This window comes from Lactiplantibacillus plantarum (assembly GCF_014131735.1).
Classification (GTDB): domain Bacteria; phylum Bacillota; class Bacilli; order Lactobacillales; family Lactobacillaceae; genus Lactiplantibacillus; species Lactiplantibacillus plantarum.
Window position 1 is genome coordinate 626,854 of sequence record NZ_CP039121.1, and the last position, 25,959, is coordinate 652,812.

At 45.5% G+C, this 25,959-nt stretch carries 25 protein-coding genes; 23 read left to right on the plus strand and 2 right to left on the minus strand.

The genetic code is table 11. From position 1 onward, the window contains the following. The first annotated feature begins 318 nt into the window (after nucleotides 1–318). The 17 genes from E5260_RS02770 (at nucleotide 319) to E5260_RS02850 (ending at nucleotide 16,600) form a co-directional block, all read left to right on the plus strand. A complete protein-coding gene (locus E5260_RS02770) occupies nucleotides 319–990 on the plus strand; it encodes a helix-turn-helix domain-containing protein (protein WP_003642252.1) in 672 nt (223 codons plus the stop codon). A gap of 404 nt (nucleotides 991–1,394) precedes the next feature. Further along, entirely contained in the window at nucleotides 1,395–1,880 is a 486-nt protein-coding gene (locus E5260_RS02775; RefSeq protein WP_003642250.1) for a GtrA family protein, read from the plus strand. Nucleotides 1,881–2,112: 232 nt separating this feature from the next. Continuing rightward, a complete protein-coding gene (locus tag E5260_RS02780; RefSeq protein WP_003642249.1) occupies nucleotides 2,113–2,913 on the plus strand; it encodes a matrixin family metalloprotease in 801 nt (266 codons plus the stop codon). A 94-nt stretch (nucleotides 2,914–3,007) separates the two neighbouring features. Further along, the gene (locus tag E5260_RS02785; RefSeq protein WP_003642248.1) at nucleotides 3,008–3,226 is read left to right on the plus strand and encodes a P8 family protein; all 219 of its coding nucleotides are present in this window, start codon (nucleotides 3,008–3,010) and stop codon (nucleotides 3,224–3,226) included. A 568-nt stretch (nucleotides 3,227–3,794) separates the two neighbouring features. Further along, the gene (locus E5260_RS02790) at nucleotides 3,795–4,988 is read left to right on the plus strand and encodes an ABC transporter substrate-binding protein (protein ID WP_003642247.1); all 1,194 of its coding nucleotides are present in this window, start codon (nucleotides 3,795–3,797) and stop codon (nucleotides 4,986–4,988) included. A 30-nt stretch (nucleotides 4,989–5,018) separates the two neighbouring features. Next, the gene (locus E5260_RS02795; RefSeq protein ID WP_003642246.1) at nucleotides 5,019–5,897 is read left to right on the plus strand and encodes a branched-chain amino acid ABC transporter permease; all 879 of its coding nucleotides are present in this window, start codon (nucleotides 5,019–5,021) and stop codon (nucleotides 5,895–5,897) included. Between the two features lie 16 nt (nucleotides 5,898–5,913). Next, entirely contained in the window at nucleotides 5,914–6,876 is a 963-nt protein-coding gene (locus E5260_RS02800; protein WP_003642245.1) for a branched-chain amino acid ABC transporter permease, read from the plus strand. Then, nucleotides 6,869–7,648, plus strand: coding sequence for an ABC transporter ATP-binding protein (locus E5260_RS02805; RefSeq protein ID WP_003642244.1), 780 nt, complete (start codon nucleotides 6,869–6,871; stop codon nucleotides 7,646–7,648). The genes E5260_RS02800 and E5260_RS02805 overlap by 8 nt, the downstream gene beginning before the upstream one ends. After that, the gene (locus tag E5260_RS02810; protein ID WP_003642243.1) at nucleotides 7,649–8,353 is read left to right on the plus strand and encodes an ABC transporter ATP-binding protein; all 705 of its coding nucleotides are present in this window, start codon (nucleotides 7,649–7,651) and stop codon (nucleotides 8,351–8,353) included. It begins immediately after the preceding gene. Nucleotides 8,354–8,355: 2 nt separating this feature from the next. After that, the gene (locus E5260_RS02815; RefSeq protein ID WP_003642242.1) at nucleotides 8,356–8,991 is read left to right on the plus strand and encodes a CBS domain-containing protein; all 636 of its coding nucleotides are present in this window, start codon (nucleotides 8,356–8,358) and stop codon (nucleotides 8,989–8,991) included. 640 nt (nucleotides 8,992–9,631) lie between these two features. Beyond that, complete coding sequence (locus E5260_RS02820) at nucleotides 9,632–10,414, plus strand: WxL domain-containing protein (RefSeq protein WP_011101992.1); 783 nt, start codon at nucleotides 9,632–9,634, stop codon at nucleotides 10,412–10,414. A 73-nt stretch (nucleotides 10,415–10,487) separates the two neighbouring features. Beyond that, nucleotides 10,488–11,531: a DUF916 and DUF3324 domain-containing protein gene (locus E5260_RS02825; protein WP_003642240.1), complete on the plus strand. Its 1,044-nt coding sequence runs from the start codon at nucleotides 10,488–10,490 to the stop codon at nucleotides 11,529–11,531. An 81-nt stretch (nucleotides 11,532–11,612) separates the two neighbouring features. Beyond that, on the plus strand, nucleotides 11,613–11,999 hold the full coding sequence (locus E5260_RS02830; RefSeq protein WP_003642239.1) for an LPXTG cell wall anchor domain-containing protein: 387 nt from the start codon (nucleotides 11,613–11,615) through the stop codon (nucleotides 11,997–11,999). Next, entirely contained in the window at nucleotides 11,996–13,504 is a 1,509-nt protein-coding gene (locus E5260_RS02835; protein ID WP_003642238.1) for a WxL domain-containing protein, read from the plus strand. The genes E5260_RS02830 and E5260_RS02835 overlap by 4 nt, the downstream gene beginning before the upstream one ends. A gap of 441 nt (nucleotides 13,505–13,945) precedes the next feature. Continuing rightward, nucleotides 13,946–14,911, plus strand: coding sequence for an ABC transporter substrate-binding protein (locus tag E5260_RS02840; RefSeq protein ID WP_011101988.1), 966 nt, complete (start codon nucleotides 13,946–13,948; stop codon nucleotides 14,909–14,911). A 17-nt stretch (nucleotides 14,912–14,928) separates the two neighbouring features. After that, nucleotides 14,929–15,930 carry an ABC transporter permease gene (locus E5260_RS02845; protein WP_003642236.1) on the plus strand — a complete coding sequence of 334 codons (1,002 nt, stop codon included), beginning with the start codon at nucleotides 14,929–14,931 and terminating at the stop codon, nucleotides 15,928–15,930. Then, nucleotides 15,827–16,600 (plus strand): ABC transporter ATP-binding protein, encoded by a 774-nt coding sequence (locus tag E5260_RS02850; RefSeq protein WP_003642235.1) that lies wholly within the window; start codon nucleotides 15,827–15,829, stop codon nucleotides 16,598–16,600. The genes E5260_RS02845 and E5260_RS02850 overlap by 104 nt, the downstream gene beginning before the upstream one ends. 545 nt (nucleotides 16,601–17,145) lie before the next feature. Here the strand turns inward: E5260_RS02850 and nagE are convergent. Continuing rightward, nucleotides 17,146–19,128 carry an N-acetylglucosamine-specific PTS transporter subunit IIBC gene (gene nagE / locus E5260_RS02855; protein WP_024971365.1) on the minus strand — a complete coding sequence of 661 codons (1,983 nt, stop codon included), beginning with the start codon at nucleotides 19,126–19,128 and terminating at the stop codon, nucleotides 17,146–17,148. A gap of 351 nt (nucleotides 19,129–19,479) precedes the next feature. On the opposite strand from nagE, the gene E5260_RS02860 reads away from it, so the two are divergent. The 5 genes from E5260_RS02860 (at nucleotide 19,480) to E5260_RS02880 (ending at nucleotide 24,092) form a co-directional block, all read left to right on the plus strand. Continuing rightward, nucleotides 19,480–20,133, plus strand: a complete 654-nt coding sequence (locus tag E5260_RS02860) for a nitroreductase family protein (RefSeq protein WP_003643347.1) — start codon at nucleotides 19,480–19,482, stop codon at nucleotides 20,131–20,133. Between the two features lie 151 nt (nucleotides 20,134–20,284). Next, nucleotides 20,285–20,821 (plus strand): MarR family winged helix-turn-helix transcriptional regulator, encoded by a 537-nt coding sequence (locus E5260_RS02865; RefSeq protein ID WP_003642232.1) that lies wholly within the window; start codon nucleotides 20,285–20,287, stop codon nucleotides 20,819–20,821. 28 nt (nucleotides 20,822–20,849) lie between these two features. After that, the gene (locus E5260_RS02870) at nucleotides 20,850–22,607 is read left to right on the plus strand and encodes an ABC transporter ATP-binding protein (RefSeq protein WP_003642231.1); all 1,758 of its coding nucleotides are present in this window, start codon (nucleotides 20,850–20,852) and stop codon (nucleotides 22,605–22,607) included. Between the two features lie 192 nt (nucleotides 22,608–22,799). Further along, the gene (locus E5260_RS02875; RefSeq protein ID WP_003642230.1) at nucleotides 22,800–23,687 is read left to right on the plus strand and encodes an ROK family protein; all 888 of its coding nucleotides are present in this window, start codon (nucleotides 22,800–22,802) and stop codon (nucleotides 23,685–23,687) included. A 108-nt stretch (nucleotides 23,688–23,795) separates the two neighbouring features. Then, the gene (locus tag E5260_RS02880; protein ID WP_225867880.1) at nucleotides 23,796–24,092 is read left to right on the plus strand and encodes a winged helix-turn-helix transcriptional regulator; all 297 of its coding nucleotides are present in this window, start codon (nucleotides 23,796–23,798) and stop codon (nucleotides 24,090–24,092) included. An 82-nt stretch (nucleotides 24,093–24,174) separates the two neighbouring features. Here E5260_RS02880 and E5260_RS02885 read toward each other — a convergent pair whose 3' ends face one another. Further along, complete coding sequence (locus tag E5260_RS02885; protein WP_003642228.1) at nucleotides 24,175–24,798, minus strand: TetR/AcrR family transcriptional regulator; 624 nt, start codon at nucleotides 24,796–24,798, stop codon at nucleotides 24,175–24,177. Nucleotides 24,799–24,897: 99 nt separating this feature from the next. Between E5260_RS02885 and E5260_RS02890 the strand changes: the two genes are divergently transcribed. After that, nucleotides 24,898–25,821 (plus strand): amidohydrolase family protein, encoded by a 924-nt coding sequence (locus E5260_RS02890; protein WP_024971366.1) that lies wholly within the window; start codon nucleotides 24,898–24,900, stop codon nucleotides 25,819–25,821. Nucleotides 25,822–25,959 lie beyond the last annotated feature (138 nt).

Here is a 25,959-nt window from a genome sequence, read left to right on the forward strand (position 1 = left end):
CCTTTCTATATCTCTAAATCTTTGAGCCGTTGTCATTGTACAATAAATAAAAGTAAATGGAAATACTTTTTTAGGTATGCCTACAAAATAATTAAAACAGTTTGATATAAAACATTCTAATTGATAATAATATTTTTAACTTACTAAGCAGTCAACCAAGCAGACTAAAACGCTATGACGGAAATCATTGTCGTAGCGTTTTGGTTCGCGATTCTCAAAAAATACAACACGCGCAAATCGCCGGCTTCATCGACTTGCTTAGAAACTTATCTTGCCGAACAATCACCCGTCGCGTACGATGTGCTTGGAGGTGTGAAAATGAATTTTTCAGATAATTTAAAAATTATTCGGCAACAAAAGAAGATGACTCAAACTGACATCGCGACACAATTACACGTTTCACGACAGACGATTTCAAGCTGGGAGAATGGTCGAAGCTATCCAGATATTGGCATGTTGGTGCAAATTAGTATGGCGTATGATTTTTCAGTCGATCAACTATTGAAGGGAGATTTAGGGATGTTAAAACACTACGAGGCTCAGTCGGCAAATAATCGGCGGCAGCAGCGCTTGGTGGCAATCAGTTATGACTTAGTCGTTGGCCTACTATTTTTAAGCTATTTGCACTATTTTTTGCATTGGAACGACGGCATCGTGACGATGGTCATTAATGGTGGGTTGATTGTGATGACCACGACGTTGATTATGAATTATAATTATTTTGATGATTGGGCAACCACTAAACGCCAGGCGTGGCAATTAGTGGGGGTTATTACGATGTTGGCGGTTTTAAATATCGCGTTGGTGTGGCCACAACTAGCTAGTCAGATCCCATCAACCCAGTTCTTAAATCAACATGCTGGTGCATATTTAGCGGGGAATGTGAGCGGAAAATTAGTTGGTGACTTCTTGCATCTCTTTATTTGGACAGCGGCGGCCGTGATGGCGATTGAAATTCCGCTCAATCGGGCGAGAAAGACTTCAGATTAGGCGTTCAGGTTGTGGATGGTGTTATTAAATGCTGCGACCACTATTTAGCAGCAATCGAGTCACGCTCAACGATCATTTTGGCACCTATGATAATGATGAGTTATCGGCTACGGCAAGCCGTTTTTAATTCATGATTGTCGCAGATTTTGGTTATTCGTTGATGTGCAACGGCCCCATGATGATGCCAACTAGCTGCAGAATTAGCTGATGTGGACAGTTAAAGCTGGTTGGCGTTTTGTGTATGTGAATTATTGGGGTAAAACTGAATAGTTGCCATCGCCAATAGTTAACTGCTGTGCTAAGATTAAGTTGTGTTATTTTTACTCATAAAAATGAAGATACAACTTAAACAGAATTCTTTCACAATAATCATGTTTAAGTGAAGAAAGTCAGGTGTAGTAACCATGAGTAAGCCAGATTCGATTAAAGTTGATCAAAATGAGGAAACGGTTACTGAAATTTTAGAGCCAGCAGCAGAATTAGATAAAAAAATTATTTCACCCGTTAAAGAAACCCGTAATCAGGCGATTCGCTATATCTTGTGGGGATTGATCAGTGTTGCGGTCAACTTTGCAACTTTCTATACGATGTACCACCTAATCGGACTCGAATACCAGGTCGCTAATGTTATTTCCTGGGTCATTGCCGTTCAAGTCGCGTTCTGGGTGGACCGCTTGAAAGTGTTCGACCATCATTCACACCACGTTTATCGTGAAATGGGTAAGTTCTATGCGACCCGGATAGTGACGTACGTCGTTGAAGCGATTATTTTATGGTTGTTGATGTCAGTATTGGGGAGCTCGGCGGTACTAGCCAAGATTCTTGGGCAGGCCGGCGCCATCATTGGGAACTTCTTGTTCTCGAAACTGTATGTTTTTCGAAATAAGTAGCCACATCAAGACGGGAATGAAAATTCACGTCTTTTTTTGTTCAGTGGGGTGCCGCGGTAGTTAGAATGACGAGTAGGTGTGTGAAAGCGGATTAAGATTACAAGTAGATTGCGGTAATCCTAAATATTCTTAATGATTCACTAAGAGCTATGTTTAAGCGGGGTGTCATGTGGTTTAATAAACTTAAATTATTGCTTGTCACCATGTTAAAAAATTAAGAGGAGCGCACAGCATGCTAAAAAATCTAATGCGCGGAATCAAAGCGCTGTGTCTAATCGGCCTCGTGTTATTTGGGTGGCGCAACTATGATACGCTTGCCCCGCGCGCGGCAGCTTTATATCAGACGAGTCGTCAGAATCTAGCGGCTGCCTTGTCGGGTGACTTATCTAGTCATTTGTTGGGTGCTGATGATACTAGCAGTGCTACCGAAGATTCGGCGACTAACTCAAGTAAGCAATCATCAGGTCAGCAGACGGATAAGACTGCGAGTGCCAGTTCGGTCACTAGCTCGAGTTCGCAAGCAACTAGTTCAACAACGCAAGCAACACCGATTGAATCGATCGTGCAGAACGCCACCTTAAAGAAGACGTATTATTATTCCTTCGATCATAATGTTCCCAAAGCGGCCCGGCAGGTCTTTCTTGAAGCTGTCGCGACTTATAACCAGACTGGGTTAGTCCATCTGGTAGCTGGTCAAGCCAGCGGGTCACAAAATTCAGTGACTTTTTCGATGTATCATAAAAAAATGACGACTGGTGCGACCAGTGTTGAACTTGGTCATGGTGGCCCTGATATTACTAAGCAAATCAGCTGGCGGGGTACTCAATATTGGAATAACGCGACGGCTAGTCTTAACGGCTCATACGCTTCAGCTTTCAGTAAATCGGTCGCAGTTCATGAGTTAGGTCATGCGTTAGGGTTGGATCACAGTTCATCGACTGAATCCGTGATGTACCCAGTTTCACAAGGCAAGAGCACGTTATCAAGTGCTGATATTGCGGCCCTGCAAACAATTTATCAAAAGAATGCGTAATTTATTTTCGTAATACCAAACAAAATTTAACCACTTTTCAAATTTTGACCTATAATCAAGGTGTATCAAAAATTAGAAAGGAAGTTGTTTTAGTATGGCTGCAGCAGTTGAAATGAACAGTATGTTAGACGAAAAGATGACGGACGTGTTTGATTGGAGCGACTCTAAGTTACCCGTACGGGATGCGATTTGGAATCACTTTATGGACGCTGATAGTCATGATACTGACAAGACGGCTGACGAAGTAGCGCCTTATATGAGTATGGACGAAGCTAAGCTCAAGAGCGAAGTTGAAAAACTCTTAAAGGCTTAACTAGAATAACGACCATGACGGCCTAATTTTTGAATGGGAACTGATTGCCAGTTTAGTAATCAGTTCTTTTTTTATGCTTTTAATCCGGCTGAATAAGCTGGTTGGTCAGGGGGGCCTCTCAACCGAAGCTAATCAAGACCAAAAATAATTTTTTTGAATTACTGTCGACACTATGAGCCCGTAGTGGTTTACCTTTTAATTAATATAAAAATAATTAAAAATTCACTTGACTTATAATTAAAAGTTAATTAATCTAAGAAACATCAACATTACAAAAACTTTTGAAAGCGAGGCGCGTCAATTATGAAAATTCAATCTAACCTAACCAACTTGTTGACAACCCTTGCTGTTCAAAATTTAGCCTTATTATTAACGAAGAAGGACCCGGTCACTTGACCTTGAGTATAACTCAAAATTCAAGTGAACTGAGCCCTTCTTTCCCATTGTGGTAATGAGGCTCAGTTCCGGGTAAAGGCCTCATTCACTACGGTGGATGAGGCCTTTTTGTGACTTAAGGAGGATCGGGGTCAACAACGTAGCAATAAAAAAACGAAAGTGGGAATAACTAATGAAAAAATGGGAAAAACAAACGATGAAGATTGCAGCACTTGGTGCGATGGCGTTGACACTGGCAGGGTGTGCCACTGCCAAATCAAGTTCAAGTCAAGGAAATAATCCTGGCAAGACTATTAAAATTGGGGTCAATATGGAATTGTCTGGATCTGCGGCCGGTTATGGAGACCAGCAAAAGCAAGGCATTCAGTTAGCCGTCAAGAAAATCAATAAGAGCGGTGGAATCAAGGTTGGGGGGACCAAGAAGAAAATTCAGTTGGTGATCCGGGACAATAAGACATCGAACACGACTGCTGCTTCCGTGGCTGCCCAGCTCGTGAATAACGATAAGGTCGTGGCCGTAGTTGGTCCCGCGACAACTAGCGCCGGGACTGCGGCGATCCCTAATATGACTAAGGCGGCAGTACCATCAGTCAGTCCATCAGCGACCGATCCGGATTATACGTTGCAAAAGAGTGGCAAAGTTCAAAAGTACATATTCCGAGCTTGCTATCAGAATAATTTTCAAGGAGCCACGGCAGCAACCTTTGTGACTAAGAACTTGAAGGCGAAACGCGTCGCCATTTTGACTGATAACTCCAGTGATTACGGCACGGGCCTAACAAAGGCGTTTAAGAAGCAGTATCGGGGCACGGTCGTTAGCAGCCAAACGTTCCAAGAGGGCGATAAGGACTTTAATGCCATCCTAACTGCGTTGAAACATAAAAAGATCGATGCCATATATGCGCCTGGTTACTATTCAGAAATCGGTCTAATCGTTAAGCAAGCGCGGCAAGCGGGAATCAAGGCTCCAATCGTTGGTAGTGACGGGATGGCGGATGCTAAATTAGCCCAGATTGCTGGCAAGTCTAATGCTACCAATGTTTATTACACGACGCCATTTTCTACTAAGGCTTCGGCAACGAACAAAGTTGCTTCGAAATTTATGAGTGCTTACAAGGCAAAGTATGGTAGTACCGCACCAACTTTTTCAGCACTCGCTTATGATTCGGTTTATATGATCAAAGCAGCCATCGAAAAGGAAGGCTCGGCTAATTCTGTTAAAATCGCCGATGGTTTAGCCAAACTTAAGAACTTCAAGGGTGTCACTGGGACGACGACTATCGATAAGCAACATAATCCTGAAAAGACGATTTCAATTGAACAATTGACGAATGGCGTGGTCAGCAAGGTTTATAACGTCAAATAGTCAGACTAGTGAAAGCGTGGGGGAACACATATGCAGACATTTGGACAACAATTGATCAACGGACTATCGCTAGGAAGTATCTACGCGTTATTGGCGCTAGGCTACACGATGGTTTATGGCATTATCAAATTAATTAATTTTGCACATGGCGATATTTATATGTTGGGGGCCTTTTGGGGCTATTACAGTTTGAAGTCACTACACTTTAACTTTGTTGCGGCGCTCCTGTCCGCAATGGTGATCTGCGCAGTTAGTGGTGTGATTATTGAATACTTCGCGTACCGCCCATTACGCCATTCACCGCGAATTACCGCGCTAATCACGGCAATCGGTGTTTCATTCTTGCTTGAGAATGGAATGTCATACTTTGTTGGTGCGAGTGCCCGTTCATTTCCCCAAGCAATCAAAGTGGTGACTTATCACTGGGGCGGATTGCGGGTATCGAATGTGCAGCTACTGATCTTAGGAACGGCGTGCCTATTAATGATTCTATTGGAATTAATTATCAAACGTACCAAAATGGGTAAAGCAATGCGGGCCGTTTCTGTTGATCCCGAAGCTGCACAGTTGGTGGGCATCAATCTTAACCATACGATTTCGTTCACGTTCGCATTAGGGTCTGCAATGGCCGGCGCTGCCGGAGTCCTGATTGGCCTATACTATAATTCGATTGATCCGTTGATGGGCATGACGCCCGGTATCAAGGCCTTTGTTGCAGCTGTGATTGGTGGGATTGGTTCCGTGCCTGGGGCTTCATTGGGGGGCTTTATTATCGGCATCCTGGAGACTGGTGTTCAGGCGATTGGCCTATCCGCATACAAGGACGCGGTGGTTTACTTTGTCTTAATTGTTATTTTGCTCGTGTTGCCGGCTGGAATATTCGGTAAACGAACCAAGGAAAAAGTCTGAGGGAGGCGCCAAATTAATGAAAGCAAATTTGAAAACTAACATGGCGTGGCTCGGTGTGATGGTTATCGGCTTTGTTGTGATTGACGGTTTAGAGCTGATGGGCGTCATTAACTCGTTTATTGAAAATATGCTGGTGACGATTGGTATCAACGTTATATTGGCGGTGGGACTCAATCTGATTATTGGGTTTGCAGGCCAGTTCTCGCTTGGTCACGCCGGCTTTATGGCAATTGGCGCCTACGCGACTGGTATTATGACCCAAACAATGGCGACGCCCGCGGGATTTTATCTGTCGATGATCGTCGGCATGGTGATTGCCATGGTAGCGGCGGTCATTGTTGGCATCCCAACATTACGATTGCGCGGTGATTACTTAGCCATTGCGACGATGGGGGCGGCCGAAATCATTCGGATTCTAATCAATAATCTGAAAATTACGAACGGTGCAGCGGGGTTATTCAATATCCCGGCACTTGCTTCGTGGGCAACGGTGTACGTCTTAATGTGTCTGACAACGATTATCACGGTCAACTTTATTCACAGTCGCGGTGGTCGGGCCGTGATGGCTGTGCGGGATGATGAACTGGCGGCTGGTGCCATGGGAATCAATACGACGCGCTGGAAGTTGGCCGCTTTTGTCTTTGGCGCGGCGACTGCGGCGATTGGTGGGTCGTTGCACGCGGCCTACATTCAGACGATTGCGCCGGGTGATTTTAATATCATGGCTTCCATTGCGATTCTGATTATTGTCGTACTCGGTGGGGTCGGCAGTATTACCGGGACTTTCGTAGCCGCAATCGTATTAGGAGCGCTCGACACGATCTTACAAAACTTCGGTACGATCCGAATGATTATTTATTCATTGGCACTGATTTTGATTATGCTTTTTAAGCCAGCCGGACTGTTAGGAACGTGGGAGTTCTCATTCACGCGTCTATTCAGACGGCGATCAACTAAGGAGGCGGTTAACCATGAGTAGCCGGTTATTAGACGCACAAGGGTTGGTCAAAAACTTTGGCGGCCTGACCGCCGTTGCTGACGTTTCACTCCATTTTGATCAAGACGAGCTGATTGGTTTGATTGGCCCGAATGGTGCTGGTAAAACCACGTTATTCAACTTGTTGACTGGTGAAACGCCGGTTAGTTCGGGTAGCATTAGTTTCTACACAGATCAGGGCGTGGTGTCGTTAAATGGCAAGCAGCCCGCTGCGATTGCTCGGGTTGGTATTTCACGGACATTTCAGAATATCCGGTTGTTCAAGGAGATGAGTGTACTCGATAACGTGCGCATTGCAATGACCAATCATTATCATGAACGGTTTTTGACTAGCATCCTGCGCTTACCTAAGTATTACCAGACTGAGCGGGCAATGACCCAGGCGGCGCAAGCCTTATTAGCGATGTTTGATTTGACCGCCGTCGCTGATCAGCCCGCAAAGAGTTTACCATATGGTATTCAGCGGCGATTAGAGATTGTGCGGGCCCTGGCGACGAAGCCCAAGTTACTCTTCCTTGATGAACCCGCAGCGGGCATGAATCCCGAAGAAACGGCGGATTTGACGCGCTTGATTCGCCGAATTCAACAAGAATTTCATATTACCGTTGTGCTAATTGAACACGACATGTCACTAGTTATGAACGTAGTCGAGCGGCTCTACGTGTTGGAGCACGGGGCGTTACTGGCAACTGGGACGCCAAAAGCCATTCAACATGATCCGGCCGTTATCAAGGCCTATCTAGGAGGGGTGTAAATGCTTAAAGTACGTGATTTAGTCGTTAATTACGGCGCGATTCAGGCAGTCAAAGGTGTTAGTTTTGACGTGCAACAGGGTGAAATCGTTACGTTGATTGGTGCTAACGGCGCCGGGAAATCTACGTTGTTGCACACGATATCTGGCTTGATGCGTCCGGTCAGTGGTTCTATTCACTATTTGGATCAACCCATCCAAAAGACGGCCGCTCCTAAAATTGTGCGGGCGGGTATCTCGCAAGTTCCTGAAGGACGCCATATTTTTCCCGGCCTGTCTGTTCAAGAAAATCTACAAATGGGTGCTTTTTTACGGCAGGATCGGGGTCAATTGGCTCAGACTTATCAGCAAGTTTACGACTACTTTCCAATTTTGAAGAAACGTCGGCATCAAGATGCCGCGACGCTCTCAGGTGGTGAACAACAAATGTTGGCGATGGGCCGCGCACTGATGGCGCAGCCCAAGCTGATGTTGCTTGACGAACCTTCAATGGGATTAGCGCCCATCTTTATTAATGAGATCTTTGAGATCATCAAGGCAATCAATCAGGCTGGAACGACGGTTTTACTAATTGAACAAAATGCCAATCAAGCCCTGAAAATCGCTGACCACGGCTATGTCTTAGCTAGTGGACAAGTCAAGCTTAGTGGTCGGGGTTCCGAATTATTAGCTAATTCAGAAGTTCAGAAAGCTTATCTAGGGGGTTAAGTATGAGTGTTGCAGATTATATGACACCACGCCTGGTCGTTGTTAGTCCTAAAACGACGATCAGTGTGGCGGTCGAATTAATGAAGAAAAATGCGATTCATCGGTTACCTGTCATGGCAGGTAATCGAATGGTCGGCTTGATCACGCATGGTATCATTCAGCGTGCGATGCCATCACAGGCCACGAGTTTGTCGGTGTATGAATTAAATTACTTACTTACTAAGACGACGGTGGATCAAATCATGGAAACGGCGGTTCAAACTGTCGCAGCAACCGCTCAGTTAGAAACAGCGATTGCAACGATGCGGAAAAATAAGATCGGCGTACTACCAGTCATGACGGGCGACCAAGTTGTGGGCATCATTACTAATAATGATATCTTGGATGCGTTCTTAAATATTGCTGGTTACGGCCAGCCGGGAATCGTAACTCGGGTGGTGGTCCATCATGACCATGTCGGCGTAATTTTTGCCATCGGAAAGGTCTTAACAGAACACGATTTAAGTATTCAGACGTTAATGGTCGTAAATCACCAGGCTGAAAAAGTGATTGAGCTCCACGTGAATAGTGAACAGGCCGCCGATGTTAACCAAGTCTTGACAGCAGCAGGTTTTGAAGTACAACCGGTCAGTGATTAGCTCTGGCGGCTATTGTCTATTATTGGAGATTAGGTGGCTAAAGACATCGCGTTGTACAAAGTTATAGGGCGTGGTGAAAGTGTGTGGGCACAAAAAAGATTCAGGATGATTCAATCCTGAGTCTTTTTTTTTGACGTATTGTTACTTAAGACTGCGGTCGACTGAATGTTTTATAGACAGGACATTCGCTAGCTGATGGGAAATTACGGCAACTAACTAGTACTTGTGAGGAGTAGTGATAACTGATTGAGTTCGTTATTACCATGCGGTTTTGAGCGGTACACACAAATTTAAGACCGGATAATAAAATTGATAGCAAACCGAGACTGATCAAGAAGAACGATACTGACCTGAACGTGACAATAAAAAAAATTATTATTAATTGGATTAAATCCCTATCTGTTGTTTTATTAATGTTGTACAAGTATTAGAAAAACAGCGGATAGAACGTTTTTTAATGCAAAAATGATGAAACAAAAAATTAATGCCACATACAAAATACGGCCGGAACAGTTGACCTGGTTGATTTTCACGAGTTAACAAAGAAGCAACTCAAAGATTAAGGGGTTGTAATTGTTGGGAAGTGTGGTAAATTATTAGTGCAGTTAATGAATTAGGCAAACTAAAGGGGATGCACGATATGAAAAAAGTAGTAGGCAGTTTACTCATGACCAGTACCATTTTATTGGGGGCCTTAACGCCAATCGTTGGTCACGCGGCCGATGGTGAAAATCGGAGTGGGACGACGAATGCAACGGCAACGTTTACGGCAAATACCACTAATCCAGTTGATCCGGTCGATCCGACTGACCCAACGAAACCACTTGACCCTAAGCCTGGTGATGGCGATAACGGTGCCAATTCCGGTGCTGGTTTGTCACTGATCTATGCGCCCGGTAAACTTGATTTCGGTTCACATGAAATTGACGTGATCAATAACCAAAGCTATAAAGCATTAACAGGTAGCGATGGTAGCACGGTCACCATGGGGTCAACGAGTAAAGTTGGTTTACAAGTCTCTGATCAACGCGGGACGAATGCGGGTTGGACATTGAGTGTTGCCGCTGCGGATGGCACGGATGGTAACTTAAGTACGCTTAAGGGGGCCACGGTCTCCTTACCTGCAGGGACGGTCATTTCTTCCGGATCGGAAGCTAGCAACGGCAGTACCGGTGGTAATGGTGCGGTCGGACAAGCTGTTGAACTTGACTTAGGTAGTCAAGCTTCGACTAGTGCCGGGGCGTCCTTTACGGGGACAACTTCTGGGAATGTTATGACAGCAGCGGATAAGAGTGGGGCGGGGATTACGTCGGACTTGCTTGATCCGGCTGCAGTTAAGTTGAACGTCGTGGCTAACACGGCGGCCGCTACGACTTACAAGGGCGTCCTAAATTGGACATTAACATCATCAGCAGATAATTAAATTAATGAACTTGGAGATGACCACGTAATAGTGGGCGTCTCTTTTACATAATAATCGACGGGGGGACGCAATAATGAAGAAAATGATGCGGTGGTTAGGGGCCATCTTAGTGATGATCAGCGGCTTGGCCGCGGTGGTTCCAGCACAGGCAGCCAATACGGACACCAGTAATAATATTGGTTTTAGTGTCGCGGCCCAAACGCCGAGAAACCAAATTGATAAACAGGCAACGTTTTTTGACCTCAAAATGACGGCAGGGCAGACCCAAACGTTGCAGACGCGAATCTATAATACGACTAACCGGGATATCCGCGTTGCGATGGGGATTCATACGGCATATACCAACAGTGGTGGCGCCATTGAATACGTGACCCCGGCGAAAAAGTATGATGCCTCACTGCAGTATCGGGTCGACCAATTGACTAAAATCAAGGGGCCAACGACGGTGACAGTTCCAGCCAACGGTTCTAAGCTGGTCAGTGCCCAAACGACCATGCCGACTAAGGATTTTAACGGTGCCCTGTTAGGTGGTTGGTATTTTAAACGCGTCGATCAAAAGGTCACTGGTGAAGTGAAGGGTGCTACGAATATTAGCAGTGAATATTCTTATGTGGTGGGCATCAAGTACAGCTTAGGGACTGCGGCCACGCCCGTCTTGAAACTAAGCGATGTCGCTGCTGGAATGGTTAATTATCACCGGAGTATCGTGGTGACGTTACGCAATACTGCAGCAGTGATGATACCACGGGTTACCATGAAGACGACGGTCACAGCCAAAGATAGTGGCAAAACCGTCGTAAAGGCGACCAAACAAGGCGTGATGTTGGCACCTAATACGACGTTTAATTACCCATTGTTACTCAACAAACAGAAGCTTCAAGCGGGGACGTATCATTTACACTTGGTTGCGCACAATAGCGCTCATAAGTGGACTTTTGACCGCGATTTCAAGATTAGTGCTGCCACGGCTAAGACGTATAACCAGGATACGGTTGATGATAACGGCATCAGTATCTGGTGGTTGATTGGTCTGGGCGCACTGGGCATGTTGATTGTAGTCTTACTGATTTTGTGGTTAGTGCTTTTCTTGAAGAAGCGGCGGCAATCCCAAGACTAACAGCAATCGGCTCGGTGTTTAGTTTGGGGCCGCTAAGCGTCATGAACAATTAGTAGCTGGGCAAAAAAGGGGGACTGACAAATGATGCGATGGCTGTTGATACGGGGCTTACTGGGCTTACTGGGCTTATTAATCGGCCTAGGACCATCCATCGGGGGAGCTGCTCAGACGGTGGGCACTTCGTCGACACAAATACAGTTCTATACGTCACGTTCAGCGGACAAACAAACGCCTACGACGGTGCAACAAATTCCGCAGGGCGACGTTGTGTACGCAACGAAGGCTGTCAAAGCCGCGCCCAATCGCTTTGTCGGTCAGTGGCAACAGGTACTAGCAACGGGCCGTTTGCCCCAAACCGGGGTCCAAGCGAATCACTATTATCAGTGGCTCGGGTTCCTGACCTTAATGGCACTCTTATTAGGGTGGCAGGTGCTTAAGTTAATGCGTGAAAGGGGGGCGAACACGTGAAACGACTGCGGCATATTAAGCTAGGCATGCTGTTACTGAGCTGCTTAGCGTTTATCAGCATGCTAGCGATTACGAGTCAGGCAGCGGCGCCCGTGACGTCTGCGACAACGACAATCGCTAATTCGAGTAATAAGTACTACACTTACTTTAATAGCGGTGATGTCGTTGGGTTCAATATCTCGGGTGGAATTGGGATATATCCAAGCTTAACCAAAGTGACGGCCAACTATGCGGATCAGGGACGTATATCGACTAAGACTACCACAATAACGTTGACCTTTAGTGGTTCGTTGTTTGCGAATAGTTCGGAGATTAAAACGCTATATTACGATGTCTTTTATAAGCAAGCAACCGAAGAATTTGGAACTTCACTAGTGACCAAGACTCCGACAAATATGGCGACTGGTTCTAGTACGGTATCGATGAATACTAGCAAGACTTTGACAGTCGATATGAGTAAGTTAAAGGATAATTTGCCAGTATATATTGGGTTTCGATTAACTACAGTAAAGGGTGAGACATCCACGTACCGCTTGGCAGTGTTTAATCGGATTAGCCTTAATACGACGCTGAATACGCCAACAACGACGGATACCACTCTGACAGGAACTGGGATTGCCGGTAATACCGTCAGCACGACAATTAATGGTAAGTCGTACACGGCGACAATCGGTAGTGATGGTAAATATGAAATTAAGTTAAATGATGGCCTCAGTGGGGTCACTTCAGTCACAGTAACGCAGACGGGAGAAGCCGATTATGGCGAATCTGAATCGGTGACTAAGGACGTGACGATACCACCGCTGACAATCAAAAGTAGCAGCACAGCGGTGAATTTGTCCGTGAGTGATCTAGCGGCGTTAACGTCTGATAGCGATGCTGTTAATTGGTTAGTTAAGCAGGCTGGCGTGGTTGCGACGAATCCTAGTAATGCTAATGATACGATGACTTATCATGCGAGTGAGAGCGGTCTGGTCGCGTTATTCAAGGGGCTCGCTGATAATCAGAGTACCACGGTCCACATCTATGCGACGAGCGCCAGCGGCTTAACATCTGATAAAATTGCACTACAAGTAACTAAGTTAGCAGGGACGCTGTCGTTTGGTCAATTAACGACCAATATGAGCTTCGGCGATTTAAAGGTGCCGTTGACACCACAAGTCTATCAACCGACTAATCCACTAGCCATCAGTGTGACTGATACCCGGGCGACCGGGGCTAAGTGGTATTTGTACGTTAGTGCCACGCCGCTGACATCGACAACGGTCAGTGGACGGACGTTGAAGGGCGATTTGGTTTACCGTGATGGTAGTGCACAGACCGTCTTAACGAATCAAGCGACGTTGGTCCAACAGGGACAAAAAGTCGCGGGGACGACCGATACGGTAGTCACTGATGATTGGTCGACAACGAAGGGAATCGGATTATCAGCGCAACCAGGTATTTACGCTGATACTTATCAAGGTACCTTGAGTTGGACTCTGAGTGATACGCCAGATAAATAAGTTAGCGTGTATCAGTTGGGTGACGGGGACTTTGACCAGTTACACTTGAATTTTTTACTGGTTCGCAGTTGACAAGTTAGGTGTCGTCATGGTTTACTATTAGCTATAAATTGAAACGGAGGATGACTAATATGTCATTAGCAACTAACCTTCAATTAAATAATCAATTTGCCTTTAGCTTTTTCTTTAGATAGCGTTTGTATTCGTTTGATGGATACAAGCGCACGCAACGCGTTTGTATCTATCGAGAGCTAAAGTTATTCAACATGACTTAAACGCCAGGTAGATGCAGGGACAATCTATCTGGAAAAATATCGGGCCCGATAAAACACCAGTTAGATTCTTCCCAGAATCTAACTGGTGTTTTTTGTTTTCAGTCCGGTTCATCAAGACGTTGATGAACGTTGGGCGAACCAGACAATTTTTAAGGAGCGTTTCAAGATGAAAAAAACAACTTTAGGGGTATTAATTTTAGGTGCTGGGTTACTATTAGCTGGTTGTGGCAAACAAGCAACGAGTGGTCAGCAAAGCGTGTCGGTGGGCATCTTACAGGTGGTTCAACATGGTTCACTAGACCAAGCGCGCAAGGGGTTCAAAGCCGGATTACAAAAAGAATTAAAAGCGCATAACAGTAAAGTAACGGTCAAGTATCACTATCTAAATGCACAGGGTGATCAGAGTAATTTGAATACAATGAGCCAACAACTCGTCCAACAGAAAAATGATTTGTTAGTTGGCATCGCAACGCCAGCTGCTCAGGCATTAGCCAAGAAAACGACGACGGTGCCGACCTTGGTTACGGCCGTAACTGATTTGAAAGCGGCGGGATTGGTGAAAAGTGATACGAAGCCCCAAACTAATGTGAGCGGCACGAGCGATTTAATGCCCGTCGGCAAACAATTACAGTTATTGAAGAATATGAGTACAGGTAATAAACCGTTGGGGATTATGTATAACTCGTCAGAAGAAAATTCAGTGCTACAAGTCAAGTTGGCGAAGGCTTACGCGAAAAAGCACGGTATCAACTTAAAGGTCGTTAGCGCAACGAGTACTAATGACGTTGCCAGTGTTTTGGCCGGTTTGACGGGTAAGATATCTGGCCTTTACTTACCAACCGATAATTTGATGGCGAGTGCGATGAAGACGATTGGTCAGAAGACCAAGGCTGCAAAGCTACCAGTGGTAACGGGTTCGATTGAAATGGCTGAAGATGGCGGGACCGCGACGTATGGTCTTAACTATTACGAATTAGGTGAACAGACTGGAAAAATGGCTTACCAAGTCTTAATCAAGAAGCAGAAGCCGCAAACAATGGCGGTTCAAACAGCTGACAAGTTACACCTCTACGTCAATAAAGCGAATGCTAAGGCAATCGGCTTACAACCAAGTACAATCAAGCAACCATAAGAGGGGAGCGAGGTAATATGTTAATCACGAGTATTGGACAAGGTTTATTATGGGCGCCACTGGTCATCGGGGTGTTCCTCACTTTCAGAATTTTAAACATCCCTGATTTGACCACCGAGGGTAGTTTTCCATTAGGGGCTGCCGTGACGATTAGTAGCATGTTGGCCGGACAGTCAGCTATCGTGGCGAGTTTATTAGGATTTGTCGCCGGATGTTTGGCCGGCTGGGTCACGGGGGTATTAGATACTAAGCTTAAAATGCCGTCATTATTGGCCGGAATTCTGACGATGACGGGACTATATTCCATCAACATGCACATTATGGGCAAAGCGAATATTCCCTTGCTTGACCAGAAAACGTTGATGGGCTGGTTACCAGCGAGTTGGTCTTTGAATTTACAAACTATCGTGATTGGTGCGATGGTCACGCTGGTCGTCCTGGCCGGGTTGATCTGGTTGTTTCAGACGCGTTTGGGACTGTCTTTGATGGCAACGGGTAATAATCCTGCGATGAGTGCTGCGAATGGAATCTATACCGATCGGATGGTCATTATTGGCTATATGTTATCTAACGGTTTGATTGCTTTATCGGGTGGTCTGATTGCACAGAGTAACGGCTACGCGGATATTGGGATGGGCATTGGGACGATTGTCATCGGGCTGGCTTCAGTGCTAGTTGGTGAAATCTTCTTACATGGTCGTCAAATCTGGGTCCGTTTGACTGGAATGGTCGTGGGCGCCATTATCTATCGTTACTTATTGACTTTGGCAATGGGTTTAGGTTTCCCCGTCAATGACTTAAAGATTTTATCAGCGGCGATTCTTGTTATCGTCATCTGCTTGCCACTATTACAAAATAAATACCGGACAAAACGGCAGTTACACCGGTACCTTAAAGAGATTGGAGTCGATCAACATGCCACAACCAACTATTCTGAACGTCCAACACTTACAAAAAGTCTTCTTTCCCGGAACCAGCAACGAGCGGCACGTCTTAAAGGACGTAAATCTAACGATTGAGCCTGGCGAATTTGTGGCGGTTATTGGGAACAATGGCGCCGGTAAGTCGACCTTGCTCAATACGATTGCGGGAACACTGAACTCTGATGCTGGCGAAATCACACTTGCTGATCATCGTGTGACCAATCGTCCCGTTGCGTATCGGTCACGGTGGGTGGCCCGGGTGTTCCAAGATCCTAAGTTGGGTACCGCTGGCGAACTAAGTGTGGCCCAGAATCTCACGTTAGCCCAACGTCATACGGGGAGCTTGAGTCTGCGCCGTTATCGCCAACGTGGACAGGAAGAACGATACTTAAGGTTGCTGGCTAGTCTTAATATGGGGTTAGAAGCGCGACTGAATACGCAAGTGAAGTATTTATCCGGGGGGCAACGGCAAGCCCTATCCTTACTGATGGCCACCTTGAGCCAACCAGAGCTGTTGTTGCTGGATGAGCATACAGCGGCGCTTGACCCGAAGACGAGTGCGGAAGTGATGGCACTGACCCAACAAATCGTGACGGCCAATCATCTGACAACGATGATGATTACGCATAAGATGAGCGACGCGTTGGCGTATGGCAACCGGCTGGTGATGGTGCAGGATGGGCAAATCAAGTTGGACGTGCGTGGTGCCGAGAAGCAAGCATTGCGGACGGATGACTTGGTGACGATGTTCGCAGCTGAGGTGTGAGGCTGTCGTTGCAAAAAACGACTTGCAACGGCCGATGATCAATTAGCAGGTCATTATCTTACTTAACGAATTTCGCAATCAAATAAATGATCAGTCCTAAACTGATGAGACCACCGATGATAGATATAATGAAAATTAAATCGCCAAAATACATTGGTTTTCCTTTCTAGCTTAGCGCATGCTGAGCAATACCAAAATATAATTATTGTAGGTTCGGTTAGTCACCGCTTCGTGCAAATCATGATTAAGGCGTGCTGTTAGTTTAGATTGCAGTTCATCAACACGTGTTCGTCCGACTTCCGAGGCTAGGTGACAATCGTTTTAGCATACCATATTAGTTTCGTGGCGATAATATTCATATGACGTATAATTCTGGAAAGATCAGTTAATTGAATAATCCATAATTGCCGGTAAACGTTGCTAAATGGCGAATGAGTTACGTTAAGGAAAATTTAAGGAATTGTCCGGCGATTTGATTATCGAAAACAGCCCCCTGCGTATCAAATACGTAGGGGGCTGTTCATATAATTGGCGCATGTAACAAGTTATTTCGTCGTGACCAACATAATCTCATCACTGACTTTGACTTGGTTGGTCAACATCTTGAATTTCATCAAATTGACAGCATCCATGTTAGTGATGATAACCATCATGGTTGTGGCCTTACCAGCAGCCTTAATCGCTGCCAGGTCAGCTTTGGCAACTACTTCGCCATGGTGAACGGGTTGATCGGTTTGGACTAGTACTTCAAAGGGAGCACCGTTCAACTCAACGGTATCAATACCCATATGCAGCAGAATTTCTAACCCTGAATCGGTTTTAAAACCGATTGCATGCTTGGTAGGAAAGACGGTGCTGACCGTCCCGTCGACCGGCGCCGTAATCGTCCCGTCTGCGGGATCAATTGCGAAGCCATCGCCCAGCATCTTCTTAGCAAATGTGTCGTCGTCGACGTTTTCAATATCTACGTACTGACCGTTAGCGACGCTGTAAAAGTCGGTGGTCACACCACTAGTGATATTAGTCGCAGTTGGTGCTGTCGCAACAGCTTCATTGCTAGTCGTGGTCTTAGTAATGGGTGCGTTCGTGAGCTTTAAGTGGCTCAACGCGTCGGCGACGAATTGGACTTCGGTCCCAATAATGATTTGTAGATTATGGTCGTCTAATTTGTTAATACCAGCAGCACCACTGTGTTTGATAGCGGCTTCATTAATGGTTGACGTATCGGCTAATTGCAATCGGAGACGGGTCGTGCAGTTATCGACAACCGTTAAATTATCGGCACCACCGAGCGCAGCGTAAATTTGCTTGGCTTGACGTGTGTATTTGTCATCATCCGCATCAGTGGCGATGGCTAAATCATCGGCGTCATCGGCTGTCACTGGTTCGCGGCCCGGTGTCATCAAATGGAACTTCTTGATTGCGAAGTCAAAGCCAAAGTAGTAAATGACGGCTAGAACCAATCCTTGTAAGATTAACATTAAAGGTTGATTAGCAATCGGGTTTTTAAGGCTTAAAATGTAGTCAACTAACCCGGCGGAGAAGGCAAAACCGGCTGTCCAGTGCATGAAGGCAGCAAAGGCTAGCGATAAACCAGTGAAGATTGCGTGTAAAACATAGAGTGGCCAAGCTACGAACATAAATGAGAACTCTAATGGTTCGGTCACACCGGTAAAGAAGGACGCAAACGCACCGGCCATCATCAGGGATGCCGTTTCAACTTTACGTTCTGGTAGCGCATTGCGGTAAATCGCGTAGGCCCCAGCTGGTAAACCAAACATCATGACTGGGAAGAAACCAGCTTGGTACATCCCAGTCACACCCTTGATCCCCTTGTGTGCTAAGAATTTACCAATATCATTGATGCCAGCAACGTCAAACCAGAAAACGGAGTTGAGTGCTTGGTGCAACCCAGTTGGAATCAATAGGCGGTTGAAGAAGCCATAGAGACCGGCCCCAACGGCACCGAGACCCACGATGAATTTGCCAAAGGTAACTAACGCATCATAGACGGGCGGCCAAACAATGAGAAGCGCGACGCTGACTAATAACATGGTCAGCGCGGCTAAGATTGGGACTAGACGTTTACCACTGAAAAATGAAAGAGCCATCGGTAGTTTGGTCTCGTGGAAGCGATTGTAAAGAGCTGCGGCAATCAGACCAGAGATGATCCCAATGAAGACGTTGCCAATTTGACCAAACGCTGGATTAACAGTGGCTACCTTGATATTCAAGAGTGTGGCGACCGATTCTGGTTTTAAAACGTTAGTTGGTAATTCAAAGGCAACTAAACCAGCAAGAGCGGCTGCGCCATCTTTATCTTTTGACATACCGAGTGCCAAACCAACTGCAAAGAGTAGTGGTAATTGGCTCAGAACAGCGTTACCACCGGCTTGTAAGAAGTGTGCGACGATGTCGTTACTAGCAGATGCCCACCAGTTACCAATTCCCACAAGTAAAGCTGCTGCGGGTAGAACGGCAACGGGTAATTGCAGTGAACGGCCCATACGTTGCAAATAATTCTTCATGTACAAAATCCCCCTAAAAAGATAGTTTTGAATAAGTGCAATCATTATTGTACGGTGCTGAAAGCGCTATTACAACCGCTTTTTATTGGTATAGTCCATTGGTTTAATAAGATTAACAGTACAATTGGGAGTGGTCTAATATAAATACAAATACGGAACTACAAGTCCGACAAGCATAAGTAATACTGGTATAAACGATGACCCCAGGTAATGAGCATAAAAAATAAATATTGGTCGGAATAATAGGTGCTAATGATAGCGATTTCAAAATAATTGTGAAAACAAATACAAAATCAGTTATAATAAGATTGATTAATGAATTTGTTACTTTTAAAAAAGGAGTTGTTTAGGATGCCAACAACCATGACTACTAATATTAAAAATAATGATTTTAAAGACGTGGTGTTTAACCGCCAATCAGTACGGCAGTTTGATCCGACTGTCAAAATTGAGCGTGAAGAATTGCAAACGATTATTGATGAGACAATCAGCGCACCATCAGCATGCAACTTGCAATCCTGGCATTTTGTGGTTGCCGATAGTGCGGACGGTAAGGCAAAGGCGAAGTCGGTTTTAATGCCATTTAATTATCCACAAATTGATTCTTGTTCAGCCATGATTTTTGTCCTGGGCGATACGCAATCGCATTTGGTCTATCGGGACGTGTGGAATAAAGCTTGTGAAGAAGGACGCATTACCCCGGAAAAGCGGGATCAAATCTTCAAGACGTTCTTACCAATGTATGAAAATGCGAGTCCAGAATTTCTACAAGCTGATGCGATGATTGATAGTAGTATGGCCGCAATGCAATTACTATTGATTGCCCGCGCACATGGCTATGATGCTAATCCAATTGCGGGTTATGCGGCAGATAAAGTCGCGACGACCTTTGGCTTGGATGCCAAGCGCTATGTACCAGTGATGGCTATTGCACTTGGCAAGGCAGCTAGCGAACCAATCACGACAACGCGTTACGCTGGCACGCAGGTTACCGAATTCATTTAATTGAGTTAACCTTTTGATATCTCAAACCTTGATTTAATAGGGCTTGAGATATTTTTTGAACTTTTGGTTAGAATTTTAGTTAGTTTTTGTTGTATTTATCTAACTATCGTGCTAACATAAGCATCATTCAAATCAAGGAGGACAAAAATTCATGACAGTTAATAATCGTGATTTATTTAGTAGTTTTGGGAAGTTATTTCAAAATCGGGCCTTCGTCATGGCGGTTGCGCAACAATTTCATTTTGGCGACCATGGTTCTGAGCGTAGCGGGCGTGGTCAAATGGGCATTTTACGGGTATTGGCGGATGCACCCGCTGGTTTAACCAATGCTGAGATTGCTGAGATCTTAGATATTCGGCCGAGTTCAGTCAGCGCCACATTGAACCGTTTGGAAGATGGCGGCTTGATCGAACGTGAACCTAGTGCTCATGACAAACGCGTGGTCATCGTGCGGTTAAGTGACCGTGGTCGTGAGATGGCGGACCATCGCGCGCAAGGAACGAGTGATCTGGCGGATCAGTTATTTGGTAATCTGACGGATGATGAGCGCGATCAGTTACAACATTTATTAGATAAGTTGCGGGCCAATGCGGATGACATCGATATTCAAGATTTAATGCAATTTGGTCAACAACACGGTTTTGGCCCACGTCCCGGTTGGGGTCATGGGCATCATTGGTTTAATTAAATTTTAGAAACACGAGGCATAAGAGCAGATGGAACGACCACAAGCAGCATACTCGCGTCCAGCGGGTGGTAAATTTGATTTAAAACAATTCTTACAATTGATTCGGCACGCTAGCCCTCGTTATTGGCAACTCTGGTTGGGCTTGGCATTAGGCTTATTGGCGACTGGTGCGCAGTTGATGGTGCCCAAGTTTGCCCAAACGTTGATTAATGGGTTTAGTCACGGCGTTAATCAGACCTTACTAATTGGTGTGATTGGCTTATTCTTGATCAGTGCAGTCATTAGCGCGTTATCAGGTTCCTTATTGGGGATTTTTGGTGAAAATGTTGTCGCTAATTTACGGGGGACTTTATGGCATAAATTAGTCCGGCTCCCGGTTCGCTACTTTGACAACGTTAAGACGGGTGAGATGACGTCGCGGTTGGTGAATGATTCGACGCAGATCAAAGACTTGCTCGCTAACGCATTTCCACAAGTCGTGACGTCACTGATGCAACTGGTTGGGGCCATCGCAATCATGGTCTTAATGGACTGGCGAATGACCTTGATTATGGTCTTGGCGATTCCAGTTGTCTTATTAGTCATGTTTCCAATCATGCGGCAGACGGGCAAGATTGGTCATGAACGCCAAGATGCTTTAGCTAATTTTAGCGGGACGGCAGAAGAAACGCTGAGTGAGATTCGCTTAGTGAAATCGTCCAATGCTGAACCAGTGGAAACAACGACTGGTGCACATCAGATTAAGACGTTGTATCGAATTGGACTACGCGAAGCCATTTATGATTCCATCTCAAGTCCAGTGATGACGGCAACGATGATGGCGTTATTCGTTGGGGTACTATTGTATGCGTCTGCGCGGGTTGCCAGTGGAACGATGACGATGGGGACTTTGGTCTCATTTCTAATGTATCTGTTCCAAATCATTGGCCCAGCTGGGATGCTTGGTCAGTTCTTCACCACGTTAGCAAAGGCCAGTGGCTCGACGGCCCGGATTCGGGAGTTGTTGAATGAACCAGAAGAACAATTGACGGTTGGTGTTGAACACGCAGTCGCCAATGAGACTTTGGCGATGCACCATGTTGACTTTGCCTATGATGATGATCAACAAATTTTACACGATGTCAGTTTTGAAGCTAAACCAAATACGGTGGTGGCGTTTGCGGGACCGTCTGGTGGTGGTAAGTCGACTATCTTTGGCCTTCTGGAACGTTATTATCAACCAACTGCTGGTGAAATTAGTATTGGCGGGCAAGATGTTAATGAACTAAGTCTCAATAGTTGGCGGTCACAAATCGGGTATGTCAGTCAGGACTCGGCAATCATGGCCGGTACGATTCGTCAAAACTTAACGTACGGTGCTGATCGGTTATACTCCGACAATGAGTTGTGGCACGTCTTAGAATTAGCTTCCGCGGCTGACTTTGTACGCGCCATGGCAGATGGCCTTGAGACGCAAGTTGGCGAACGTGGGGTTAAAGTCAGTGGTGGTCAACGGCAACGGTTAGCCATTGCCCGGGCCTTTCTACGGGACCCCAAGATTCTAATGCTCGATGAAGCCACTGCTAGTCTGGATTCTGAATCAGAAGCGATGGTACAACAAGCCCTCGGCGAATTAATGAAGGGCCGGACGACCCTAGTGATCGCCCATCGGCTGAGTACAATCGTGGATGCGGATCAGATTTACTTCATTGAAGATGGGCATGTGAGTGGTTCAGGTACGCATCAAGAGCTAATGGCGAACGTCCCACTCTATCGGGATTACGTTAAAATTCAATTTAAAGATTAACTAAAAACAGTTGGTTACCATGACGTGGGCACGTGGCAATCAACTGTTTTTGTTGTCTAGTATCGGTCAGAAAAGCATAATTTGATGAAATATGTCGGGATGGATTGTTATTATAAAAGAATATACATTTTCTGAATTAAACGCTATCATTGTTATGATAACTAGTTTAATTGATAAAGGAATGATAAAACGATGCAGTCATTAGGAGTTATTGATATTGGTGGAACGACCATTAAGTTTGCCGTGTGGCAAGATCAGCAATTAGTTGCTAAGACCAAAGTTACGACGCCCACAACGCTAGCTGAATTTTACACTTTGCTAACCACGCAGGTCGCGCAGATGAAACGCGATTATCAAATTGCTGGTGTAGGCATTAGTTCGCCCGGGGCTGTCAACAAGGCAACTGGAATTATTGAGGGTGCCAGCGCACTGCCGTATATTCATAATTTTAGGATTCAGCCGGAATTACAACGACGTTTTGAATTACCGGTCAGTATGGAAAATGACGCCAATTGTGCGGCGTTGGCTGAATTGGCGGATGGGGCTGGGAAACAGGTTGCTAGCCTGTGCTTCTTAATTGTGGGAACCGGTGTTGGTGGGTCGGTCATTGTGAATCATCAAATTTGGCACGGCGCGCACTTATTCGGTGGTGAGTTTGGATTCACGCTCATGAATGACCATCAGATCTTAAGTGAGTTAGGCACCGCGGTAGCTGTTGCAAAGCGGTACAACGCGAGCCATCCAGCTCAACCTGAGCTAGACGGGCAAGCCGTGTTTGAACTGGCTGTCAAGGGTGATACTGATGCTCAAGCCGAAGTTCAAGTTATGGTTCGGGCCTTAGCGCGGGCCATCTACAACTTACAATACAGCTTTGACCCGGAATTGATCGTGATGGGCGGGGCGGTCTCAAATAATCCGCACCTACTCCCAGCAATCAATGCTGAAATTGAAAAATTGCGGGCAACGGTCAAAATTGCTTCTATAAAACCAGATGTTGTGGCTTGTCATTTCACCGATGAAGCTAATTTACGGGGAGCGGTCGTTGACTTTTGTCAGACGTATCTGGACATTCAAAAATAAAAGTCTGAAAAGTCGATGGCAAGCAAGTTATTCGCATTCCAACGCCAACTTACTTAGAATAGTCATAATGATTATAAATTCTAAGTAAGGAAGTATGGACTGATGGTAATGCGTGATCTAAATATTGGCACGAAAGTCGGGTTAGGCGTGCTCAATGACCGGTGGGCCGCGTTAGTACTGATCAACCTGAAGGCGGCGCCAACTGAGATTATGAATTTGCGCCAGCGAGTTAGGGGTCTTAGCACGCTTAAACTACTGAATGTTTTAGCTAAATTAACCGAATTAGGATTAGTTGCGACTGCAGGGAACTATCAATTTCAGTTGACGACTGCGGGCATTAGTTTTCAAAAGCAACTGCATCAGTTGGAAGTGTGGGGCGATCAAATGATCGTGGCCATGCACTGAATATAATAAGTATTGACTGTCGTGACTAAAAGCTGGTCGTAATCCACAATTATGGGATTATGACCAGTTTTTAGTTTGGTTTCTAGTTATTATCGGCCCCAAGCGGACGATCGGAAAAGAGATGGTAAGCTGCGGTGTAGCGGCTCTGAACGATAATGTTGGCAACCACTTCAGGTGGCTCCGGATGGGCCTTGGTCAGCCAGTGCTGAATAATTGCCAGCACGCCACTAAAGTAGATTGGCATGGCGTAGTCAGCCGGAATCGACTGGAAATATTGATGATTTAAGGGCGCCTGCTCAGTAGTGGCGAGTAAATTATCAATGAGACCGGCCTGAAACTGATCAAGAAACTGTGGATCACCATGGGGGCCAAGCAAGGCCTGAAAACTAGCTAATTGGGTGTTGATATTCGTTGTTAATTCCAGATAGGTTGGATAAGCATTCCGCGGGTCAGGATGAACCAAGGCAGCTTGAATCCCTTGGTTAAGGACTTGCTTTGAAACGGTTGCTTGTTCGATTAAAGCATGTTCGAAAGCGTGAATGAAGTCGTAAATATCTTGAAAGTGACTGTAAAAACTCCCACGACTAACGTGGGCTGCTTTGACGACCATGGTGACAGTCAATTTAAAGATGGGTGTCGCTGTCAGTAGTGTTGGGACAGTTGCGAACATTTTCTGTACGGCAAGCGGATAGTTAGTTGTCATCATGTCACCTCCTGTAAATGGTCAATTTGACATCAATTGTACATTTCCAACGCACTCGTTTGGTCTTAGACTATGGTTATTCTAAAAAACGAGGTGCAGCTAATGTCAAAAATTGATTTTCATACCCACTATTTACCAACGAGTTACGTTGAGGCACTAAAGCGTCATGTTCCAGGTGATCCTGATGGCTGGCCGACACCTGAGTGGACACCACAGCTTACGCTTAACTTTATGCGTGATAATGATATTAGTTACTCGATTTTATCGCTATCATCCCCACACGTGAACTTCGGTGATAAGGCGGAAACCATACGCTTAGTTGAAGCGGCTAACGACGATGGTAAAAGCTTGGCCCAGCAATATCCAGATCAATTAGGATACTTGGCGAGTCTACCAATCCCTTATGAACTGGATGCTGTCAAAACGGTGCAACAGGCTTTGGACCAGGATGGTGCTTTAGGCGTCACAGTGCCAACCAACTCACGTGGACTTTACTTTGGATCACCAGTCTTGGAACGGGTCTACCAAGAACTAGATGCTCGCCAAGCGATTGTGGCTTTGCATCCAAATGAACCAGCAATCTTGCCTAAAAACGTTGATATTGATTTACCAGTGCCATTGTTGGGATTCTTCATGGATACCACGATGACGTTTATTAATATGTTGAAATATCATTTCTTTGAAAAATATCCTAATATCAAGGTGATTATACCGCATGCTGGTGCTTTTTTGGGAATTGTTGATGATCGAATCGCACAATATGCTCAGAAGGTTTATCAAGTGGATGTTTACGATGTGATGCGCCACGTTTATTTTGATGTAGCTGGAGCCGTGCTACCAAGGCAGTTGCCAACTTTAATGAGCTTGGCTCAGCCTGAGCACCTACTTTACGGGAGTGATATTCCATATACGCCGTTAGATGGCTCGCGGCAATTAGGTCACGCTTTAACAACGACTGATCTATTAACAAATGAGCAGAAACAAGCGATCTTTTACGATAACGCCCATCGCTTACTGACTGAGTAAGTGATGTTAGGATAACTGTTGAATTTTTGACGTGACCAATATTAAAAACCGGAACACCTGTTAATTACTGGTGTTCCGGCTTTTTTACGTTATTGTTAGCATAATTAGTTGGGCTAATCTGCTGTACGGGTAATGCAA